17 protein-coding genes and 1 pseudogene are annotated in these 22,459 nt (G+C 42.2%); 10 read left to right on the top strand and 8 right to left on the bottom strand.

Going from position 1 to position 22,459, the window contains the following annotated elements; translation table 11 throughout:
- Positions 1-83: 83 nt before the first annotated feature.
- The 3 genes from HUS62_RS20540 to HUS62_RS20550 form a co-directional block, all read right to left on the bottom strand.
- Positions 84-1,781 (bottom strand): diguanylate cyclase, encoded by a 1,698-nt coding sequence (locus HUS62_RS20540; RefSeq protein ID WP_175080967.1) that lies wholly within the window; start codon positions 1,779-1,781, stop codon positions 84-86.
- Between the two features lie 136 nt (positions 1,782-1,917).
- Positions 1,918-4,131 (bottom strand): catalase/peroxidase HPI, encoded by a 2,214-nt coding sequence (katG, locus tag HUS62_RS20545; RefSeq protein WP_175080968.1) that lies wholly within the window; start codon positions 4,129-4,131, stop codon positions 1,918-1,920.
- Between the two features lie 188 nt (positions 4,132-4,319).
- A complete protein-coding gene (locus HUS62_RS20550; protein WP_175080969.1) occupies positions 4,320-7,073 on the bottom strand; it encodes a prolyl oligopeptidase family serine peptidase in 2,754 nt (917 codons plus the stop codon).
- 401 nt (positions 7,074-7,474) lie between these two features.
- On the opposite strand from HUS62_RS20550, the gene HUS62_RS20555 reads away from it, so the two are divergent.
- Positions 7,475-8,497: an IS110 family transposase gene (locus HUS62_RS20555; RefSeq protein ID WP_175080970.1), complete on the top strand. Its 1,023-nt coding sequence runs from the start codon at positions 7,475-7,477 to the stop codon at positions 8,495-8,497.
- Positions 8,498-8,790: 293 nt separating this feature from the next.
- Here HUS62_RS20555 and HUS62_RS20560 read toward each other — a convergent pair whose 3' ends face one another.
- Positions 8,791-9,450 (bottom strand): LiaF domain-containing protein, encoded by a 660-nt coding sequence (locus HUS62_RS20560; RefSeq protein WP_175080971.1) that lies wholly within the window; start codon positions 9,448-9,450, stop codon positions 8,791-8,793.
- 328 nt (positions 9,451-9,778) lie between these two features.
- Between HUS62_RS20560 and HUS62_RS20565 the strand changes: the two genes are divergently transcribed.
- The 3 genes from HUS62_RS20565 (at position 9,779) to HUS62_RS20575 (ending at position 11,024) form a co-directional block, all read left to right on the top strand.
- Positions 9,779-10,345 carry a BON domain-containing protein gene (locus HUS62_RS20565; protein ID WP_054563315.1) on the top strand — a complete coding sequence of 189 codons (567 nt, stop codon included), beginning with the start codon at positions 9,779-9,781 and terminating at the stop codon, positions 10,343-10,345.
- 57 nt (positions 10,346-10,402) lie between these two features.
- Positions 10,403-10,561: a YqaE/Pmp3 family membrane protein gene (locus HUS62_RS20570; protein WP_175080972.1), complete on the top strand. Its 159-nt coding sequence runs from the start codon at positions 10,403-10,405 to the stop codon at positions 10,559-10,561.
- A 253-nt stretch (positions 10,562-10,814) separates the two neighbouring features.
- On the top strand, positions 10,815-11,024 hold the full coding sequence (locus HUS62_RS20575) for a hypothetical protein (protein WP_175080973.1): 210 nt from the start codon (positions 10,815-10,817) through the stop codon (positions 11,022-11,024).
- Here the strand turns inward: HUS62_RS20575 and HUS62_RS20580 are convergent.
- On the bottom strand, positions 11,009-13,033 hold the full coding sequence (locus tag HUS62_RS20580) for a methyl-accepting chemotaxis protein (RefSeq protein WP_175080974.1): 2,025 nt from the start codon (positions 13,031-13,033) through the stop codon (positions 11,009-11,011). The two genes, HUS62_RS20575 and HUS62_RS20580, sit on opposite strands and share 16 nt — an antisense overlap.
- A gap of 113 nt (positions 13,034-13,146) precedes the next feature.
- Here HUS62_RS20580 and HUS62_RS20585 point away from each other — a divergent pair, with 113 nt between their 5' ends.
- Complete coding sequence (locus HUS62_RS20585; protein WP_175080975.1) at positions 13,147-13,917, top strand: NADP-binding protein; 771 nt, start codon at positions 13,147-13,149, stop codon at positions 13,915-13,917.
- Here the strand turns inward: HUS62_RS20585 and hutC are convergent, their stop codons facing one another.
- Positions 13,918-14,625, bottom strand: a complete 708-nt coding sequence (gene hutC / locus HUS62_RS20590; protein ID WP_175080976.1) for a histidine utilization repressor — start codon at positions 14,623-14,625, stop codon at positions 13,918-13,920.
- Positions 14,626-14,767: 142 nt separating this feature from the next.
- Here hutC and hutI point away from each other — a divergent pair, with 142 nt between their 5' ends.
- Together hutI and HUS62_RS20600 are read left to right on the top strand one after the other, a co-directional pair.
- Positions 14,768-16,009: an imidazolonepropionase gene (gene hutI, locus HUS62_RS20595; RefSeq protein ID WP_175080977.1), complete on the top strand. Its 1,242-nt coding sequence runs from the start codon at positions 14,768-14,770 to the stop codon at positions 16,007-16,009.
- A 121-nt stretch (positions 16,010-16,130) separates the two neighbouring features.
- On the top strand, positions 16,131-17,813 hold the full coding sequence (locus HUS62_RS20600; protein ID WP_175080981.1) for a GGDEF domain-containing phosphodiesterase: 1,683 nt from the start codon (positions 16,131-16,133) through the stop codon (positions 17,811-17,813).
- A 129-nt stretch (positions 17,814-17,942) separates the two neighbouring features.
- Here HUS62_RS20600 and HUS62_RS20605 read toward each other — a convergent pair whose 3' ends face one another.
- Together HUS62_RS20605 and rraA are read right to left on the bottom strand one after the other, a co-directional pair.
- The gene (locus HUS62_RS20605) at positions 17,943-18,992 is read right to left on the bottom strand and encodes a formimidoylglutamase (RefSeq protein WP_175080978.1); all 1,050 of its coding nucleotides are present in this window, start codon (positions 18,990-18,992) and stop codon (positions 17,943-17,945) included.
- A 5-nt stretch (positions 18,993-18,997) separates the two neighbouring features.
- Positions 18,998-19,495: a ribonuclease E activity regulator RraA gene (gene rraA, locus HUS62_RS20610; RefSeq protein WP_054552822.1), complete on the bottom strand. Its 498-nt coding sequence runs from the start codon at positions 19,493-19,495 to the stop codon at positions 18,998-19,000.
- 212 nt (positions 19,496-19,707) lie between these two features.
- On the opposite strand from rraA, the gene HUS62_RS20615 reads away from it, so the two are divergent.
- From HUS62_RS20615 to HUS62_RS20625, 3 genes and pseudogenes are all read left to right on the top strand, one after another.
- Positions 19,708-20,244, top strand: a complete 537-nt coding sequence (locus HUS62_RS20615) for a phosphatase PAP2 family protein (protein WP_058583858.1) — start codon at positions 19,708-19,710, stop codon at positions 20,242-20,244.
- Positions 20,241-21,290 carry an MJ1255/VC2487 family glycosyltransferase gene (locus tag HUS62_RS20620; protein ID WP_175080979.1) on the top strand — a complete coding sequence of 350 codons (1,050 nt, stop codon included), beginning with the start codon at positions 20,241-20,243 and terminating at the stop codon, positions 21,288-21,290. Before HUS62_RS20615 ends, HUS62_RS20620 begins: the two co-directional genes overlap by 4 nt.
- A gap of 105 nt (positions 21,291-21,395) precedes the next feature.
- Positions 21,396-22,379 (top strand): annotated as a pseudogene (locus tag HUS62_RS20625) (methyl-accepting chemotaxis protein); the annotation flags it as partial.
- Positions 22,380-22,459 lie beyond the last annotated feature (80 nt).

Below are 22,459 nucleotides of genomic sequence, written 5' to 3' on the forward strand. Positions count from 1 at the left end.
GATAGCTGATAGCTGATAGCTGATAGCTGATAGCTGATAGCTGATAGCTGATAGCTGATAGCTGATAGCTGATAGCTTTTTCTCTAAGCAGCCACTTCAACACAATTACGGCCATTACTTTTTGCTTTATACAATGCTTTGTCGGCAATGGTGAGGGTTTCTTTCACGGTTGTTGAAGCATGAGCTACGCTATGTACACCAATACTCACGGTAAATTGCACGGTTTGTACTTCATCAATGGTGATGTAGGTTTCTTGGGCTTTTTGGCGAATTCGCTCTGCAATTTGCTTGGCATCAAGTAGGTTACAATTGAGTAGTAACACAAACTCTTCGCCGCCGTAACGGCAGGCTATATCAGCAAGGCCTTGCTCTGAGGTGAGTATGTTGGCAAATGCGATAATGACTTTATCGCCAACATCGTGACCATATGTGTCGTTGATGTTTTTGAAGTGGTCGAGATCAGCAATTAGGAGGGTTAACTCTTGCTGATTACTTGCCATAGCGGCAATCAGTTCTTCACTTTTTCTGTCAAAGTAACGGCGGTTGTAAAGGCCTGTCATAGGATCTGTATCGACCAAGCGATTGAGCTCAGTTTGCTGTGCTTTAATTTTTTCGAGGCTCTTAATTCGATAAGAAAGAATAAACGCCATCATTAATGCTTCGAGCAAAATACCTATGCCTACACCGTGGCTATTTATCACGTTTGCGTCGCTGATCCCCTTGTAATAAAGCACCGCCAGCATATTGAAAATGACAAACATAGAGTGACCAAGTAAAAAGTATTTTGCTAGCGGGTTTCCTTTGCGCCACAGCGAAATAGATACTCCAAATGTCACCGTCATCATTAAAGCAGCCAAGCTGCTAGCAGGTTTTAAGGCACCTACAATATCGAACAAGCTATAGATAAAGTCAGCAACCAGTAAGAACAAAATAATCGACAGCGCGATATGCTCTTTAGGGTAATGCTTTTTGGTTTCGAAAATGAGCATTACAAAAATCACTAAAAAGCTTGGCATGCTCAGTAAGTTAGAATTTAGCTGTAGTAGCTCGGCACTAAAAATACCAAAGAAGTTAGCAGCAACACCATAAGATAGCGCCACCCAAACCGTGCCAGAGATAAGATACAGTGCGTAAACAATGTTCTCGATTTTACGTGCCGATAAATACAAGAAGAAGTTATAAATCATTAGCGCTAACATCATCCCGACAAGTAGCGCAATGTAATTACCATTCCCGACAAGGGCTCGTTTTGAATGCTCTTCATCATAAATCGTTAATGCAAACCACTGATGTGAAAAGGTGACGGTTTTTATATAAATTGTTTTTTGCTGGTTAGGAGCAATATAAAACGAAAACACGGCACTGCCACCAAACATGTTGGCTTTAGGCCCTGTTTTATCAAGTTGAATAACCGATTGGTTTATCAATTGTCCTGATTGCGTTTCGTAAAAGCTGACTTCTTCTAAATGATAGGCATCTGGGTTATGCACAAATAAGCGTAGGGTATCGCTGTAGCTATTTTTTATTACTATTTTTGACCACGTCGTTTTAGCGTTGGTGCCTAAAGTAAGCTCGTTTTGACTGTTGATAAAGTTTTGCTGCTGAACTTGTGAAAGAGGCATAGTGCCTGTGCTATCAATAAAGTAGCTCATAGCAAATTGAGTGAGATCAACGCTACGTTGTTCGATATTAACAATCGGGGAATTATCGGCACGGCTTTGGCTAGTTATGCTTAGGCATAATGAGTAGAAAATAAAAAGCAGTAAAAAGCGCGCAATCATCCCTAATGCCTGTATCCAAATAAATATAATGATAAAGTTTTATTTTTAACGTAAACCGCTGCCTTGTCGAGTAAATTATCAACGAAAATAAAAAAAGCCGCTAACTTAGCGGCTTTGTTGGTTGCGAAAATAAGAATTAACGTAGGTCGAAACGATCTAGCGTCATCACTTTAGTCCATGCTGCTACGAAGTCATCAACGAACTTCTGTTTAGCATCGTCAGAGGCATACACTTCAGCAATTGAACGTAGCTCTGAGTTTGAACCGAAGATTAAATCTACTGGTGTTGCTGTCCACTTAAGTTTGCCTGACTTACGGTCACGGCCTTCGTAAACACCTTCCTCAGAAGACTTAGACCACTTCGTTGACATATCTAATAGGTTAACGAAGAAATCGTTGCTTAATGTGCCAGGCTTTTTCGTGAATACACCGTGTTTAGTTTGGTCAGTATTCGCGTTAAGGGCACGCATACCACCTAGTAGTGCAGTCATTTCTGGTACTGATAAGCTTAGTAAATCAGCGCGTTCAACTAACATTTCAGCCGGTGATTTCCATGCTGAGCTGTAGTAGTTACGGAACGCATCTGCTGTTGGCTCAAGTACTTCGAATGACTCAACGTCTGTCATTTCTAATGACGCGTCCATACGACCTGGCTTGAACGGTACTGCGATAGAGAAACCTGCGTCGCTTGCTGCTTTTTCGATTGCAGCCGCACCACCAAGAACAATCATATCTGCTAGTGAAATTTCTTTACCGCCAGATGCTTTTTTGTTGAACTTAGTTTGGATTTTCTCAAGTTTGCTAAGTACTTTAGCTACTTCTTTCGGGTTGTTTACCGGCCAATCTTTTTGCGGAGCAAAGCGAATACGTGCACCGTTTGCACCACCACGCATATCTGTGTCGCGGTAGCTTGCTGCTGATGCCCAAGCAACACGCACTAGTTCAGATACAGATAAACCTGAATCTAAGATGCTAGCTTTAAGTGACGCGATATCTTTGCTGTCTACTAGTTTGTGGTCAACTGCAGGGATATAGTCTTGCCAAATTAATACTTCTTCTGGCACTAAGTCACCTAGGTAACGAGCACGTGGACCCATATCGCGGTGGTTTAGTTTGAACCATGCTTTAGCAAATGCCAGTTCGAACTCTTTCGGGTCGTTTAAGAAACGCTGTGAAATCTTACGGAACTCAGGATCTGCTTTTAACGCGATATCAGTTGTGAACATGATAGGCGCATGACGCTTACCTTTAATGTGCGCATCTGGCACTAGGTTAGACGCTTGACCATTTTCTGGGATCCACTGAGTCGCACCCGCAGGGCTCTTAGTTTTAACCCATTCAAAGTTGAATAAGTTTTGTAGGTAGTTGATTGACCAACGTGTTGGTGTCACTGTCCATGCACCTTCAAGGCCTGAAGTGATGGTATCTTCAGAGTGACCTTTACCACATTTGTTTTTCCAACCTAAACCTTGCTCTTCGATACCTGCTGCTGCTGGCTCTTTGTCTAAACACGTCGCTTTTTTCGCACCGTGTGCTTTACCAAAGCTGTGACCACCGGCGATTAGCGCAACGATTTCTTCATCGTTCATTGCCATGCGGCCGAATGATAAACGAATGTCTTCTGCTGCTAGAAGTGGATCAGGGTTACCGTGAGGGCCTTCTGGGTTTACATAGATTAAGCCCATCTCTACTGCCGCTAATGGGCCTTTAAGTTTACCTTTTTTGTCACGACGTTCGTCAGTTAACATTTTGCCTTCAGGGCCCCAGTATACGTAATCTGGTTCCCAATCGTCTTCACGACCACCGGCATAACCGAAGGTTTTGAAGCCCATTGATTCAAGCGCAACGTTACCTGTTAACGCCATTAAGTCAGCCCAAGAAATGCTGCGACCGTATTTTTGTTTTACAGGCCAAAGTAAGCGACGCGCTTTATCAAGGTTCGCGTTATCAGGCCAGCTGTTTAATGGGTCGAAACGTTGTTGACCACCGCCTGCGCCACCACGACCATCAAAAGTACGGTAAGTACCTGATGCGTGCCACGCCATACGGATGAAGAACGGACCATAGTGACCGTAGTCAGCAGGCCACCAATCTTGAGAATCAGTCAATACTTTCTCAATATCAGCTTTCACTGCGTTTAGGTCTAACTTTAAGAATTCTTTTTTGTAATCAAAGTAAGGACCCATAGGATCAGACTCTGCGCCATGGGCACGAAGTTGGCTAAGATCTAATTGCTCTGGCCACCAGAATTGGTTTGATTTGATGTCGTTTGTAGCTTGTACGCCTGTTGCCACCAACAGTGATACCGCAACAGCTACTTTAGACAAAGCTGACGTTGATTTCTTAAACATTGTGTTGTCTCCAGTTAGAAGTTGGGTGAAATATAGTTATGTTCTGGTTAACTTTCCACTTACAAACTGGGGTTTAAATCGATTGATAAAATCGAAAAAATAGATGGTGTGATTGATTTTATAGAACAAAGCCAGCAAAAATGCTGGCTCTGGGGAGGTGTGCAGTAAGCTTAAATTCAGCTTATTGCTTATTCTTCAATAAAGGGTACGCCGTTTTTGATCCACTCAGCGGCTGGTTTGCCTTTTAAGTAGTGATCAAAATATTCCATCATGCGTACTGAGAAATCCACTTGGTTAGGGAATTTCTTCAGGTGATGTGGTTCACCCTCGTATTGTAAGAAGGTGGCATCTTTACCTGCACGACGAAGCGCGAGGTAATATTGAACCCCTTCGTGCCATGGCACAGCGTCATCTTTGTCGCCAAACATAATCAGAATTGGGGTATTTACTTTATCGGCAAAGAACACCGGTGAGTTTTCGATGTATAGCTCTGGCGCTTCGAATAACGTTTTACCAATGCGGCTTTGCCCTGTTTCGTATTGGAACTGACGCGCAAGACCTGATTTTAAGCGAATACCGCTATATGCACTGGTCATGTTAGATACTGGCGCACCCGATACAACCGCCTTAAACATATCTGTTTGCGTGATCATAAAGGCACTTTGGTAGCCTGCCCATGAGTGACCTTGTAAACCAATTTTATCTGGATCAGCAATGCCTAAATCAATCAACTTTTGAGTGGCGTTGATCATCGTTTGAGTTGACGATTTACCTGGGTGACCAATTTCAAAACGGATATCAGGTAAGAAAATCGCATAACCATTTGAGGTAAACATCGGAAAGTTAGGGCGATGATTTAACTCCATTTTCGGGAAGTCATACATGCGTTGGCTCATATAGCGGTAGAAGTACACAACCACCGGAACCTTATCGCCTTTTTTGTAGCCCGCAGGTTTGATCAATACGCCTTGTAAATCTTCACCATCAAAGCCTTTGTAGCTAATAAGCTCAGGTTTTTCACCCCATGCAAAGTTGCTAATTTGTGGGTTTAGGTTGGTAACACGTTGTGGCTTTTTAAAGCTAAAGTCAGTTTGGTAGTAATCAGGGAATTGCTGATATGTTTGCGCAGTAAATAGGTATTTGTCGGCATTTTTCGCCTTTTTCACCACATCATAGCGCTTTTTACCTGAAAGTACTTTGCTCACTTTATTGCTTGATAAGTCAAGTTTGGCAATTTCAGTTTGCTTATCTTGCAGGTTCTTTGCACTTAGCAATAATGTTTCGTCTTTGGCAAAGCCCACTTGGTCTTTATCAAGTTTAATAACACGATATTGGGTATTGCTTTCTTTACCTTGAGTTAGGCGCGTTGCTTTTTGTGTTGCGACATCAAAAGCCCAAATATCAAATTTACTGTAAACCAGTACTTGGCTGCTGTCGTTTAACCAGCCTGCAAAACCATAACCCGGTTGAGGCGAAGGGTAGTCATGTTTATCATCAGCAAAAATAGCGTTAATTGCTTTAGATAAGGTTGAAACCTTGTTGTTACCTAAATCTTTAAGCTGCACTTGGCTGTCTTGGAAAAATGCCGCAAATTGACCATTAGGCGCAAGGCTTGGTCTAAACGGATAGTCGCTGACAATAGCGGTTTGTTTACCAGTTTTAACATCAACACTGAAGTAATCTGCGTAAAAGCCGCCATACATAACACGCTCTAGGTATGGAAGATCTGAATAACCTAATAGCGCTTCGCGATGAGTATTTAGCGAAACCTCAGGCATGTTCGGCGTGCTTAACTGCACAACTTGCTGAGCATTTACATGATATACCGCTTGGTAATGACGAAGCTTATTCGCTTTGTTCCATTGCTGCTCTTCGCGTGGCTTAATTTCAGCGTCTTTATTGTGCCAAACGTTAAGGCCCTTTTGGTCGCGAATGGTATCGAAATCATATAAAGAGGCTTCATCTTTGTATTCTTTTAGGGCAACTTTTGCAGCGAGTTTAGGGTGGTTTTCAAAGTATAAACGAGCACCATCTTCAGACCATTTTAGCGATGCTGTTTTGCCAATAGTCCAGCTACTATCTGCAGAGTGAATGGTTGAAAGTGCCCCATTTTGTAAAAGCTGTAAGCTGTGATCACGACGGCGTGTATCATCATTAACGTAATTACCAATTAATAGCGCTGCTTTATTGCTGTTTGGTTGCCAAGCTATTTTATTTGCCACAACACCCGGCTCATCAATCAGTACACTCGTTGCAAAGCCATTATTAAGATCAACTAATACAACTTGGTTGTCAGCACCATCACTGTAGCTTTGGCTTGCTAATAATTGCTCGCCAGTGCTACTCATTGCATAACTAAATACATTATCTACAGTGTGAGTGGTTTTGTCTTGAAGGTTAACAAGCACTAAATCAAAGCTTTTATCTTTTTTATCTGGCTTGATTTCGCTGCTGTTTTCGTCTTTTTCTTCGCCGTCTTTTTTATCTGCTTTCTTATCTAGTCGGTAAGCAAGCCATACACCATCATCCGATAACGCATAGTCTTTTACATCGTTAAAGGTTTGTTGCTCACCATTGTTAGTATTCACTAAAACAAGGTTGTTTTTTAGCTCATCTTTTTTCTTGGTGGTTTCTTTTTCAAGTAGGGTAGGTACCTGAGTAAAAGCCACCCAGTTTGCTGCTTTATTAATAGTTGGGCGAGTACCACGCTCAACGCTAGTTAGTAGGGTGTTGTTGTTTAATGTATAAACCTGACCTTGTGCATTACCGCGATAAGGGTCGGCACTAAAGCTAAGAATTTGGCCATCTTCAGAAAGTTGGGTGCCTTTTGCGTATTTAAAATCAAACACGTCTTTAAATTGCAGAGCTTCTTTCGCACTAACCTGTGCACTACCAAGGCTTGTCACCAAGGCTAAGCTCAAAAGTGATAATTGCGCTTTCATTTATCTTTCTCGTTGTTTTTAAATTGATGCACCCAGTGTAGCGTTTTTAATAAACAATTCGAGTAGATACGATAAGTGGCGTGTTTGGGGAGGTGGAAGGGGAAAGTTACAAGGGGAAGAGGGAAGTTGGAATATGGGAGTTGCTAGGTTATAAGTAGAGATATGTTTTAAATAAGGATATTTAAAATGAAATTTGAAAACTTAGATGTTTGGAAGCGTGCTGCTACGTTAGCAATTGCAAGTTTCCAACACTTTAAATCGAGTCGTGAGTATTGCTTGAAAGTTACCTATTACGCGGTGTAAAACTGCGCCTAAGATAACTCGCATCTCAATGGTATGGACTCCCCACCTTTGTCAAAATCGACTAAGGTGAAAGTGACAAACAAAAAGGAGCCCACACCATGACACAGTCTAGCACTATAACGATTGATGTAGCCAAAACGGTCTTTCAAGTCGCTTTCTTTAATAAGTTCGGTGTTTTAAAGTCGAATGAGAAAATGACTGAACACAAGATGCTTTCGTTTATTGTTAACCATCCAGAAGCACTTATATGTATGGAAGCTTGTAGCAGCGCTCACTATTACGGTCGTAAATTTGAAGGACAAGGACACAAAGCTAAGTTACTCCCTCCTCACATAGTTGCCAAGTATCGAGCAGGTAATAAAAACGATGCAAATAACGCTTTGGCAATTTATGAGGCACTTAAACGGCCAAATATTTATTCTGTTGCGGTAAAATCAATTAGCCAACAAGACCTTGCATCATTACTTAAGCTTCGCAAAGGGTATATAAAACAGCGAACGCAGGTGTCGAACAGAGCTAGTGGTTTAGGTGCAGAATATAGTGTTAAGCTGCCTGAAGGTATTACCTCACTCAAAAAGCGTTTACCAGATATCCTTGAAGATGATGGTAATCAATTAACGCCAGCAAGTCGTTTCATTTTAGCTGATCTGCTTGAAGAGATTCATCGGTTAGATAGTAAAATAAAGGATGCGACAGCGCAGCTAGTTGAATTGGCCAAATCTATCTCGGAGTGTGAATTACTGACAAGTTTACCTGGAGTTCAGTGGATAACAGCAAGTGCTCTTTATGCACGTTTAGGTAATGGCTCAGAGTATAAATATGGTCGCAATGCGAGTGCGTCAGTAGGACTAGTGCCAAGTCATAGTGGCTCAGGAGGAAAGAATAAGTTACATGGGATCACGAAGCGCGGAGATAAGTACTTACGTTCTTTGATCACACATGGAGCGCGTGCGGTAGTATCAAACATACGCGATAAACAAGATAAGCTGAGTTGCTGGATCAGGGTATTATCAAGCAAACATCACTTTAATAAGATCACGATAGCAGTAGCCAATAAACTAGTACGGATGGCATTAGCCATGCTGAAAAGCGCAACGCCTTATAGAGCTGATTTAGCTTAGTCACAGCTATAAGGGGAATAACACTGCTAGAGTAAGCCGAGTAAAGGTAAGTAGAAAACGAATGTAATGTGATGACAATCACGCAAGGTGAAACCTGAGAGTTGCGGTGGTACGTTGATACCTTAATCTCGATAAGGAGCCTTGAATACAGCGGATTAAGATTAAGATTAAGCCATTCAGGTCTCGGGGTAGCTCCCCGTAATAAGGCCGAATATACGTGAACTTGCTATTATCAAATTACACTTTGAATTTTCTTGCCTTACAGGGGAGTCCATATACGTTTCTCACAACTTTTACTGCACCTTATTCATTTCTTTCCAGCTGGCTTTTAGGCTGTTGGCAAAGCTGATGAACTTTTCTTTCATGGTGCGTTTAACTGAAATCTCGACTGAGCCTAGCCATACATTCCCTTCAATAGTGATGGTTGGGCCTTGGCCCTTATTTAAGGCAATTGATTTATTTTCTACGCTGCCAATCACGCTAAACAGTTTAGATACCACATTAACATGTTCTGGTACGTAGATTTCGTCGTTACCTAAAATACAGTTCACGTAAATGGTGACGTGCTGATGTTGGAAAATTGCTTCGCTAAAGTCGAGTTCGATTGAACCTAGGCAGTTTGTTAGGTGAATTTCTTTTGGTACTACCCATTGGCCGCTGCGCTCATTTGAACCCAAAATACTACGAAGCTGCAGGCTTTCGTTGTCGCTGCTGTGGCTATAGTGAGGTTTAAATTGCGCATGCTTATGCGATTTGTAATCAATATCCGCCTTCAGATCTAAATCAGCAACCAGTTCAACCAGTACATCGTTGCTGGTGGCTGCCATTGCCTGGTCTAGGCGGCGTTCAAATGCTTCGGCTGAAATAACAGCATGACTGTAGTTATAAATGAGTTGATCAATAACTTCTTCTCTTACTTGATCGGTTGGGCGATCTTCAAGTTTAACGGCCATGGTAGTTCCCTGTTGTGATTTTAAAGGTGATTTTTAGTTATTAATTACGAAGCAAGCCTTAGGCCAAAGTTTATTTTTATATAAATCAATGTTTTGTGTTTTTTGCTAAAAAACAACTTCGTTAAATTAACCACAGATTAATAAAATCAGCAACTAAGTGGCCATTTTTGCAACATCGTGAACTTCTTACCGAGCAGCTTGTAAATCTTTACCTAAATGAATATAAATAGCTGCTGAATGGGTGTTTAAATTACTGAAAATAAACAAATAAATAGTTGGCATTATAGTCGCATTAGTAAAAGTGTCTTTAATCAAAAGGAGAAAGATTATGAACACTTTTAACAAATCTATGATTGCCGCTTTAGTAATTGGTGCAACTAGCATGTCAGCTCAGGCAAGCAGCTGGGAAAATGAAAGTAAAGATGCTTGGATTGATGGTAAGGCAGAAACTGTGCTTCTTATGAACACAAACCTTAACAACTTTGACATCAACACTGATGTAACGAATGGCAAGGTTGTACTTACAGGTAAAGTTGATAGCGAATTAGATAAAGAGCTTGCTGAAGAGCTAGTTCTTAGCCTAGACGGTGTTAGCTCTGTTGATAACAAACTAACTGTTGTTAAAAACATGAAAGCTAAGCACATGAAATCAGACAAAGCTGATTCAGCAGAAAGCGACTTAACCGACGCAAAAATCAGTACTGTAATCACGACACGTTATTTATTTAACTCAGAAGTAGGTGGTACAGACATCGATGTTGATACCGACATGGGTGTAGTAACACTAAAAGGTACTGTTGAGTCTGATGCAGAAAAGCAATTAGCGGTTAGCATTGCTGAAAATGCTGAAGATGTTCGCAAAGTAATCGATGAATTAACGATTGTTGCTGAATAATAGCAAGCCCTATATAGCCCAGCTTTGGCTGGGCTTATCTTATTCAAGGAGTGAGTCATGGATTTAATACATATTATTTTATCGGTTTTAATTCCACCTCTCGGCGTATTTTTACAGGTAGGTTTAGGTGCGCAGTTCTGGATTAATATTCTTTTAACCTTATTAGGGTACATTCCAGGTTTGATTCATGCTGTGTATATCATCGCTAAGCGATAATTACCGCATTAATCTACAAGGATGGGTAATGGAGCACAGCAAGGAAGGGCTGTAGGAGTAACGGACGATAAACCGCAAGGAGTTTACAGTATGGATAATGTAACTACGCACAAAGGACAACAAGGAAGTAACAAGGCGTTATGGAGCAGCGCACAATGGCAACGCTTTATGGATAAAGTGAATGGAGATGATAGCAAGGAATAAGCTTAGGCAGGAGCCAAACAGGATGAAGCTAGCGTAAGGAGGAGACTATATGGAACAAGTACAAACGCAACCAATACAAGGATTGACCGACAAAGGAGTTGCTTTATGGAACAAGCAACAGTGGCACGAATTTATGGAACACGCGAAAGCGGTTGCGCCACGACTAACAGGGAAGGCTGACGATAAAAAACCGATGTCATCTTCAGGTGACATCGGGTTTTTAACTACTTCAGCAATTTATCTTTATAACTTAAATTGATTCACCGTCTTATTTAAAGCGGCTGCCAATTCATTCAGATCACGTGCTTCATCCGCCAATTCATGGGCATGATCCGCAGTGCTATTCACTAAGTGATTAATCGCTGCCAAGCTATTGTTAATATCTTCTGCAACCACAGTTTGCTGCTCTGTCGAAGTCGCAATTTGATGACTTTGATCTTGCACATTTGTCACAGATTGCGCGATATCTTGTAGAGCTTGCAATACAATTTGTGTTTGCTCAACTGAGCCTTCAGCACGTTCTTGTCCTTGTTGCATCATAGTCGATGCTTGTTGAGCAATTTGTTGTAAACGGCTGATCATGTTGCGAATATCATCTGTTGATTCTTGCGTTCTGCTTGCCAGTGAACGAACTTCATCAGCAACAACTGCGAAACCTCGACCTTGCTCGCCAGCACGGGCTGCTTCTATCGCCGCGTTTAGTGCGAGTAAGTTGGTTTGCTCTGCTATTGAGTTGATAACATCAACCACCGCACCGATATTGCCACTTTCTTGCTCAAGACCCGCAACCACTTTAGACGCTTCACCAATATGGCTTGCAAGAGCGGTCATCACTGACTGAGCTTGAGTAGAACGTTTCGTACCGTCAACGGTGATGGTTTGCACTTCTTCTGCGGCATTATTGGTGTGCTGGGCATTACGCGAGATTTCCAACACAGTAGACGCCATTTCGGTTACCGCCGCACTTACACTATCAACTTGCTGCTTTTCTTGCTGAATTTCATCGTTGGTTTTTTGCGATACAATTTTTAACTGGCTCGCAGCTTGACTTAGTTGCTCAGCCTGCGCAGCAGTATTAAGCATCATTGCACGAAGTTTATCGATGAAGGTATTCATGTGATGAGCAAGTTGGCCCACTTCATCATTACTCTTGATTTCGATTTTCTGTGTTAAATCGCCATCACCTGATGCGATATCACGCATGATGTAAGTTAGCTTAGTCAGCGGCTTGGTGATCATTTGCGTGGCCCAGAAGATCATCGTAATGATAATGGCAAGAATGATGATCACAGAAGTTGTGGTTGTCATCACTGCATCGTTTACTGGTTCATCAATCATGCTGGTTGGAATTAAAATACCTACGTACCAATCAAGGTAAGGAGTTTCTAGCTCAAGACGGTTGTATACAACGTAATATTGTTCACCTTTGAAAGTAACAAAGCTGCTGCCATCTTTTTGGCTTTTCATCGCGCGGTTTAATTCACTAAAGCCTGATGTGTCGCTAAATTGCTTTTCGAGGGCATCTAAGCCTTCCTTGCCATTCGGACCTTCGTCAGTCACAGATAGCTTGTGGCTAGTGCGCTTAGATAAGTGCACAACCTTTTGATTGCCATCAAGTAAGAAACCAAAGCCTTGGCCATTAAAGCGAATTTCTTCAACCATGTCGTTAATGTTGTTTAGCTGTAAATCAACACCACCGAAACCTATTAGTTTGTTTTGTTTATAAACAGGCTGCTGTACAACTGCAGAGGCATTACCTGTGGTTAAGTCCACAGAGATTGGGCCTACATAGAGTTTGTTGATTTTTAAGGCATCTTGCCACCAACCACGTTTGTAAGCGTAGTAAGGTTGGCCGTTATAATGAGTGGTTCGTTCATTTTCTTTGAAGTACTCACCTGTTGTTGCAGATGCAAAGAAGGCAGATAAGATGTTGTCATCGTTGCCACTGATACGCACAAAATCTTGATTAATGCTGTCGTATCCAGGTTGGTTATCAAGGCTTTGATTGCGCTGAGTCCAATTGTCGAACCAATTCACTAAATGCGGATTTGTAATGAAGGTTTGAACCACTTTACCGTATTTGGCAAAGTAACCTTGCATTGAAAGTCGCTCACTTTGTAAATAGCTGTCGGCTTCGCGTTGAATAGCTTGGCGCGATAGATCAGCAATATGGCTAACAAAAAAACTAGACGCGATGATCAGTAGTACACTTATCGTCCCGCCGATGAGTAGTAATATTTTTTTACGTAAAGAGAGGTTATTTAACATAGATGCACGTGTTTTTATTATCGGGTAGAGTTATCTATCTAATCATATTTGCACCCAAATCGCTATACCGTTAAGCGAACGTTAATAATAAATACTATGAGGTTGTTGGATGAATGAGTAATGAAAATAATAAACTGGTCGTTTTAGGTGCAGGTTGGCTTGGGAGTGCGCTTTGTGTTGAGGCAAAAGAATTAGCATGGCAAGTGCAAGGCACACACCGTAGTAGCGAGCACGAATATGATTTTCAGCGTCAGTTTGCACTTGACTGCGATGTGCTTAAACACGATGTTTCACTTGAAGATGCATGGTGGGTGTGTGCAATTCCGCCGCGTAGTCGAAGATCAGAAAGTAATTATTTAGCCACTTTGCAAGCAGGGCTTGAGCTTGCCAAGCAACTAAATTGCAAAGGCTTTATTTTATGTTCTTCGACAGGTGTTTACCCAACTGACAATGGTCATTATGACGAAAGGACAGTAATTAATTGCCAATCAGCGCGTCAGCAACTGCTATTTGATGCTGAACAGTTAGTGCTAAATGCCGGTGGTAAAGTATTGCGTTTAGCGGGCCTTGTTGGTCCTAGGCGCGACCCAGGTAAGTTTGTTGCAGGTAAAGAGCTGTCTAGCTCAAGTCAGCAAGTGGTGAACATGGTACATCAGCAAGATGTGATAGCGGCGATTTTTTCTGTAATTGGAAACTGGTCAAGCGCGAGCAGCATTTATAATGTGGTCAATCCGTCGCATCCTACAAAAGCAGATTACTACCAGCAAAAATGTGCTGAGCAGGGTAATCAGCCACCGACATTTACTAGCCATGATAAAGGCCTGCGTATCATTGATGGCTCGGCGATTGAGTCATTTAATTTTCGATATCAAATGTCTATTTAGTTATTTTTTAAAAGTAAGGTGGCCGCCTAGTCGATATTTACTGCCCGGTGAAACTAAGCGTGCAAAGCTTACAATACCTTGCGATGACCAGGTTCGGCGGATCACTTGTAAGCATGGCTCTTCGTTGTAAAGGTTGAGCCATTCACACATTTCTTGATTGGGCATGATCGCTTCGACCGTATGGCGAGCCTCAGTGAGCGGAGCGTTTTTCGATAAGTATTCGTGGGGTGTTAGGCTGTGAAAATCTTGTTGTAAGTAGTCTTTAGCAAGAGCGGGGTTCACAAAGCGTTCTTCAACTTGCAAAGGTTGCTCGTTTTCATTGTGCACAATCACACTTCGATAAACATGGCTGTCGACCTCGACACCCAAAGCAATCGCGATGGGAGCAATAGCGCTGATTGATTCCATCACTAAAATCGTACAACTGTAATTGCTGTTGCGCGCTTTAACTTCATCGGCAATGTTTTTGATTTCTAGTAACGATGATTGTGATTTGAAGCTGGCAACAAAAGTACCTTGGCCTTGGCTGCGGGTTAAAATACCAGCATCGGTTAACTCACTGAGTGCACGCCTAGCTGTCATGCGACTAACTTGAAATTGACTGGTGAGTTCGTTCTCTGAAGGGACACGGTCGTTTTCTTGCCATTCTCCCGATTGAATATTTTCCAGAATGAATTCTTTTATTTGCGCAAACTTAGGGACGCTCATTATGAAAAGTTTATTTATAAGTTAACAGTGTGTTACAAGGTGACATAATTTCCTTGTATATACAAGATGAGTTGATAAACTTTAAGCAAATTTAAATTTAGGCTCATGCTGAGCCTTTAGCAAGCATCAAGATAGGTGAAAAATGCACACAACCAACAATGATCAAGCGCTCTGGGATTTACTGATCACAGATGCCAATATCGCCACAATGGATCCTGCCGTTGATGCACCATACGGCGCCATTGAAAATGCAGCGATTGCCGTTAAAGATGGCAAAATTGCCTGGTTAGGTGCACAAACCGATTTACCTAAATTTGACGCGTTAGCAACGCCAACTGTATCTGCAAAAGGGCAGTGGTTAACACCAGGGTTGATTGATTGTCACACTCACTTAGTGTTTGCCGGTAGCCGCGCAGAAGAATTTGAGCAGCGTTTGCAAGGTGTTAGCTACGAACAAATCGCTGCAAACGGTGGTGGCATTGCAAGCACCGTACGTGCAACTCGCGAAGCCGACCACGAAACACTGTTTGTTAGTGCTAAAGAGCGCTTAAATGCGCTATACGCAGAAGGCGTGACAACTGTCGAGGTTAAATCTGGCTATGGTCTTGATTGCGAAAATGAAATTAAACTACTCGAAGTAGCTCGTTTACTTGGTGAGAACCACCCGGTTGATGTTAAAACCACGTTTTTAGGTGCTCATGCATTACCGCCTGAATATAAAGGCCGTAGTGATGAATACATAGAGCTTGTTTGCGGTGAGATGCTTGACCGTGTTGTTGAAGCTGATTTAGCTGATGCGGTTGATGCTTTTTGTGAAAACGTAGGCTTTAGCAATGAGCAAACTCGTCGCGTTTTTGAAGCCGCTAAAAAGCACAACTTACCGGTTAAGTTGCACGCTGAGCAGCTATCTAATCAACATGGTGCAGAGCTTGTTGCAGAATTTAATGGCTTATCGGCGGATCATATTGAGCACTTAGATGAAGCTGGTATTCAAGCAATGGCTAAAGCGGGTACTGCAGCGGTATTGTTACCAGGTGCATTTTACTTTTTACGCGAAACAAAGTATCCGCCAATTGAACTACTCCAGCAGTACCAAGTTCCGATCGCCATTTCAACAGACTTCAACCCTGGAACTTCACCATTATGTTCATTGCACTTAATGATGAATATGGCGTGCACTATTTTCCGTATGACACCAGAGCAAGCATTAGCAGGCGTAACACGAAACGCCGCGGGTGCGTTAGGTCTTGACGATCGTGGTGTGTTAAAAGTGGGGGCTCGGGCTGATATTGCTCATTGGCAAATATCCCACCCGGCACAATTAAGTTACCAATTCGGCGTAAATAAACTGTTAAATCTGTGGATTTTGGGTAGACTTAATTAGATAAGTTTTATTATGCAGTTTGGATTACATGTCATTGATTTTTAGTTTAGCGAGTAGTAGCACGCAACTCGTAAATTTAACAAGTGATGTAGTGCCAGTGTTTTTAGCTGGTAGCGTTTTTATGGCAATGATCTGTGCCCTATGCGTAACCCAAAACCCTATTTTAAGACTAAGCCTAGTCGTTAATGGCGTACTAGGTTTAGCTATTTTAAGCTTAGGATTACCTTGGCTGGTGATCTTACTTGCTTTAGCTTTATGTTTTCATTTATGGCAAGCATTTCGCACCACAAATTGGCTTGCCATAATATTGAGTGTCTCTGCCGCAATTTCGTTCGCGGTTTTATACTCTGCCCACCTATTACTCGACACAGCCTTATATTGGCTTGTTTTCTCGGTAGTTATTTTATCTATTTCAGGCTTTTTTAATTACGAAGAGCCCGAAGAAGATGAGCAGGTTGAAGTAGAACCGCTCCATAACGATGACTTAGATGCTGCTCCACTGACTGGTTTACCTGACCGTAATGCACTTAGAAATAGCTTTGTTGCATGGACCCAAGAGCACTCAGCAAACTGTGCATTAGTGATGATCCGCCTAGAAGGCTTTAACGATGTTAACCAGCATATTGGTCGTGACTTTGGTGATTTATTATTAGCGCAATCGGCCACACGTATTAAACAACAACTCAGTGTTGATGCTGTGCTGAGTATGATAAGCAACACCGCAAATACTGAAAAATTAGCGCATTTAGGGGGCTTAAACTTTGCGTTTATTTGCTCACTCGAAGAGCAAAAACATCTTCATGAGCAGCTGATCAGTCAAATTAGGCAAGTCACATTAAAGCCATTCAACGTTGCTAATTGTACAATTGAAGTTAAAGTGCGCGCCAGTTACGTGAACTGTGACGAACCAGAATACAGCTTTGAGAACTTAATTTCATTTGCCAACCTTGCCCTTGATTCAAACCCAGAGCGAGAAATTGTGCCTTATCACCCGCAAATGATGATCGAGCAATTAGAGCAACAAGCACGTCTACGCGAATTAGCTCACTTAGATTTTGCCAGCGAACTTGAGCTTTATTTTCAGCCGGTGATTCGTAATAGCGACGAGCAAATTGAGTTTTTAGAATTGCTGCTACGTTGGCAGCATCCAAAACAAGGCATTCTTTCGGCTAACAAATTTATTGATGATATTCGTGTCGCCGGCCTAAGTTACCCTGTGGCAGCGTATGTTATTGAACGTGCTGCTGAGCTTGCTATGGCACTGCGTATGGAGGGAATTGAACTGCCACTCAGTATTAATGTGTTTGGCCCAGAAATGCTGCACGAAGAGTTTATTGAATTTGTTGACCGCATAATGACTGAGCACCGCTTAGAGCCGGGCGATTTAATCATTGAATGCCCGCTCGATTTATTCATGAACTTAGATGACCAAGGTAAAGCCATGGTCGCTAGACTACATGGTATTGGTATTAAGCTGTGTATTGATGGCTTTGGTGACACACCGATTTGGCTTGCGAAGCTACCTAATCTTAATGTTGAGTATATTAAAGTAGCTGCATCGCTGACCGCTGACTTTGCCCATCAAAGCCAAGTTCGTAGCCTAGTCTCTGGCATGGTGGATATGCACAATCAAAATAATGCCAAGGTGATTTGTGAAGGGGTAGAAACCCTAGAGCAACTTAAATTTGTTAAGTCGTTGAACACCTACGCTGCCCAGGGTTATTACTTTAATTACCCGCTTAGCAGCGTAGGCATGATGTCGTGGTTAAAACAGTGGCGGTTAGAGCATCAGGGGAAAAGCTAAAGCCGCTGCTACAGGTAGGCGTGAAACTTGTTTCGCGGGTCTGAAGGCTGATAGCTGACCGCTTCTATGTGTTGAGCATCGCTACGTTCGACCCGACCTCTTCAAAACCAGTCGTTACACCGCTTCTTTCTAACTTGCTTCTCTCGCCTGCAAATACGCATTCACTAGGGCGGTGATGATTTGGCCGGCGTCGTTCATACCTGCTTCTAAGCCTACTGGGTGTTGTGATGGGGCGCCTTCGCATAAATGTAGGTAGCGAGCAGTTGTTTGGCTAGCTGCTAAATGCACAAAATGTTCTGCATCACTTACACTAAAGCCACAGTTAGTGTATGCACTAACCGGCATTAGTGAGATGCTGTCTAGGTCAACTTCGACTCCAAGCGGTGCATTATCAAACTGCGCTAATGCGTGTTTACACGCTGAAGATAAATCAACTTTGCGACGCACTTGAATATCTTGGTAACTATCAAACGTGAAGTTTGCGCTTGTCAGGGCATCCATAATCGCTTGGTTATTTTTAAATTCGTGTAAACCCATCACATGGTAGTCAGCAAGGTAATTTTCGCTGTAAGCATATCTAAAGCCATTACCGCTATGACGGCCTTCACACTCTCTGAAGTCAGCATGAGGGTCTAAGTTGATAGCGTTGACTGGTTTGCCATGTTGCTTACTAAGGGCGCGTAAAATACCTAAGCAGTTGTTATGGCCGCCACCAATCACAATTGGCTCAAGGCCAGCTGCAAAAATCATTGCAAGCACTTGCTCAACGCGGGTGTCTATATCAGCGCATAATTCACGTAGTTTGGCTAAGTCGGCGTCGTTTTTATTATCAAGGTCAGCAGCTTGTTGGTTTAAGTCATCAAGGGCCACTTCGCCGAGTAGCAACACACGCTCGTGGTTTAAAAACTGGTTATGAGTTTGGTTTAAAAAGCGTTTTAAAAATGCTTGCCACGCTTGCCATGAACCACCGTTACCTAAGTTAGCGCGAGGGCCAATATCTTCACATACGCCAACTAATACATAGCGAATACCGAAGTGTTTTGCATCGATGAGTGCTTGTGGGGCGTTAACTTGAGTGTCGAGAAGGGCAAGGGCTTGCCAAGCTTTAAGTTCGTTAGCGCGGCGGACGCATAAGTGCTTTACCGCCGCTTCATCATAAATTTTAAGGTAGTTTGTCACCGAGATTAGTCTTCTATTATTTCTAACTCTAATTCTTCAGCAGATAATATAATACCGGTGCTATCAGCGTAAACAAAGTCGTCATCAAAGAAAGAGACGCCTGCGAAGTTAACGCCAATGCCATCTTCACCTGCGCCTTCGCTATCGGCAGCAACAGGAATAGAGGCGATTGCTTGAATGCCTAAGTCTAGCTCTTCAAGTTCATCAACATGGCGAATGGCACCATAAACGATAATGCCTTGCCAGTTGTTTTCTAATGCGATTTCAGCCAGCTCTATATCAATCAGGGCGCGTCGGGTAGAACCACCACCATCAATCAATAACACGCTGTCGGTGCCATCGGTTGATAAAATTTCGCGGATCAGCTCGTTATTTTCAAAGCATTTAACGGTTTTTACTCGACCACTAAAGCTTGGGCGTCCACCAAAATTGATAAACATTGGTTCGAGCACATCAACCACATCTGCAAAGTGGTCGCATAAATCAGAAGTGCTGTAATCCATTTTTTCATCCTCTAAAGAGACTGTCTGTTTAGTACTCAGTATACCCTGATACAACTCAATAACAACGACTTAATAGCGGATTATTGGTTTAAATCAAAGGAATTTCGCCATCGCAACATTAGTGTCTCAAAAGCGTCACCTAATTGTTATTTTTAGCGCCTAAGCTGAGATGAGTATAAAAATTAGACGCAAAGTATGACAAGGAGCTCACCATGGCAAACAACATACTTACTAAATTGGCTAAAGTGGATGAACAACTGTTTTTAAGTGTATTCAACGACGCTTCGCCAATTTGGCTTAGAAGATCAGCGCTTGGGTTTTCGAAAAGCGGCGATGGCGGACTTTACGTGGTGTTGTTTCTTGGGTTTTGGTGGTTCACCGAGCAGCTGCACTTTCAACAACTGGCGATGAGTATATTGGTTGGCTTTGCCATTGAGCGACCTATTTACTTTTTAGCTAAAAAGCGTATCGCGCGGGTTAGACCTTGCGACTGCTTAGTGCAAGGCGCGTATTTGGTGCCGAGCGACCAATTTAGCTTACCGTCGGGGCATAGTGCAGGGGCATTCGTGGTAGCGACGATTTTGACTATCTATTTTCCGGAATTTGCTGTGCTGTGGCTAATGTGGGCATCAGGGGTGGCGGCATCGAGAGTGATTATTGGTGTGCATTATCCTGCTGATGTGGTGATTGGCGCAGTAATGGGTTCAAGTTGTGCAGTATTAGCGGTAATGGTGGTGGGATCTATATGAAAATTTTGTACGGTATTCAAGGTACGGGTAATGGCCATATTACTCGAGCACGAGTAATGGCAACGACCTTTAAAGCATTAGGAGTCGATGTTGACTATGTGTTTTCGGGTCGTAAAGAGCAAGACTACTTTGATATGGATGACTTTGCCGACTACCGAGCTTTTCGAGGTTTGTCGTTTACCAGCAAATCGGGGCAAGTTGATAGCTTTAAAACTTTAAAGAATGCGCGCCCACTACAATTGATTAAAGATATAAAAAACCTTGATTTACGTCACTATGACTTGGTGTTTAATGACTTTGAGCCGATTACAGCATGGGCTGCTAAACAGCAAGGTATCCCAGTTATTGGTATGAGCCATCAAGCGGCGTTTTTATCTGATAAAGTGCCGATGTTTGGCCGAGCTTTCTTTCGTCGTGCCCTGATCCGTAACTATGCGCCAGCGAGTGTTTATTTAGGGGTGCATTGGCAGCCTTATGCAGAAAACATCATTCCGCCATTTATTGCAAATCATCATCATGATAACCCGGTGATGGTCGAAAATAAGGTGTTGGTGTATTTGCCTTTTGAGAATTTAGACAGTGTGGTCGACTACCTTAAAGACTTTCCTGAGCGTGAGTTTTACTGTTATCACCCAGATGCGCAGGATTGCTCAATCGGAAATATTCATCTGCGGGCACCTTCACGCGTTGGGTTTTTAAATGATTTGGCCAATGCTGGTGGTGTAATTGGCAACGCCGGATTTGAACTTGCGAGTGAAGCGTTACAATTAGGTAAAAAGCTATTGCTAAAACCACTTGGAAAACAATTTGAGCAGGGGATTAATGCGCAGACGCTATTGTCGATGGGTGCAGCCCATGTGATGAGCTATTTAAACCCCAATGCGATGGATGATTGGTTGCAATCGCCACAGAACAAAAAACTCAATTTTCCGAGCGATCCAGCGCCTTTGGTTGATTGGTTGCAAAAAAAACAATGGGAAAAGCTGGATAAATTGCATAAACATCTATGGCAACAGGTTGATTTAGAACAAAAACTGATTGTTTAAAAGTACCTTATATTGGAAAATGCGCGGCAAGTTTAACCACTTTTTATTAGCTGCTTTAAATAGTTTAGCTATACTTTAAATGCATGTTTCTATAGGGCACTTTGAATGAATGTATTACAAAACTTAACTATAAAGCGACGTTTGCAGTTAAACGCGCTCGTTGTTGGTCTTGCAATGATTGTGATGCTGTGTGTAATTATCTTTGAGTCGCGCATGATGCTAAAGCTCAACGAAACAATACAAAATGCGGAGGAGCTCGACATTCATGAACTTGCGATGCGTAAACATGAAAAAAACTTTTTGTTTTACAAAGATGTCGATAGCCTTGAGCTTTTTGAAAAAGAGTATTCGCAGCTAAAAAATAAAATGGCGCGACTAGACGAGTTAGTGAAAGATTTGTCGATGGACTCATCTAAGCTAAATGAATTTAGACGTCTTGCGAAAACTTATTACGATGACTTCAATGAAGTTGTGGTACTACAAAAGAAAATAGGTTTACACCCTAAAGATGCACTTTATGGTGATTTACGTGGTGCGGTGCATCAAGTAGAAACATTATTAAGTGAGCGCGAAAACTATAAATTACTAACTTTAATGCTACAGCTTCGCCGTGCAGAAAAAGACTTTATGCTGCGCTTTGATTTAAAGTACATGGGTAAGTTTGATGATTTAGTTGCTAGTTTTAGCTCAGAGATTAAAAACGCAGGGTTCGATGCAAATTACGAAAACCAATTACTTAGTTTACTTACTACTTATCAAAGTAAATTTAAAGCCTTGGTTGATGCACAAGTTGCCCTGGGCCTTGATTTAGAATCAGGGGCACTCGGTGAGATGAAACGCAGTGTTGAGCTTAGTGATGCAATTGTTTCGGAGCTTACAGAACAAACAAAAGCGTTTGTAGAATCTAGTGCTGCTAGTGCGCAGTTGATTGCCATGCTTGTGTTTATTATTGCGAGCATTTTAGTGATGGTATTAGTTTACTTTACTAGCCGCTCAATTATTCAGCCTATCGAACGTGTGTACCACACGATTAACGAGATTCGTCGTAATAACGACTTAAGCATGTCGATTACTCAATCAGGTAAAGATCACGGCTAGCGCATTTTAATCCCAGATTCTAACAGGGTTGAGCGATAATCATCGTCTAGCCCTGCCATTTTCTTTTTTCT

This window comes from Pseudoalteromonas sp. 0303 (assembly GCF_013349995.1).
GTDB lineage: Bacteria > Pseudomonadota > Gammaproteobacteria > Enterobacterales > Alteromonadaceae > Pseudoalteromonas.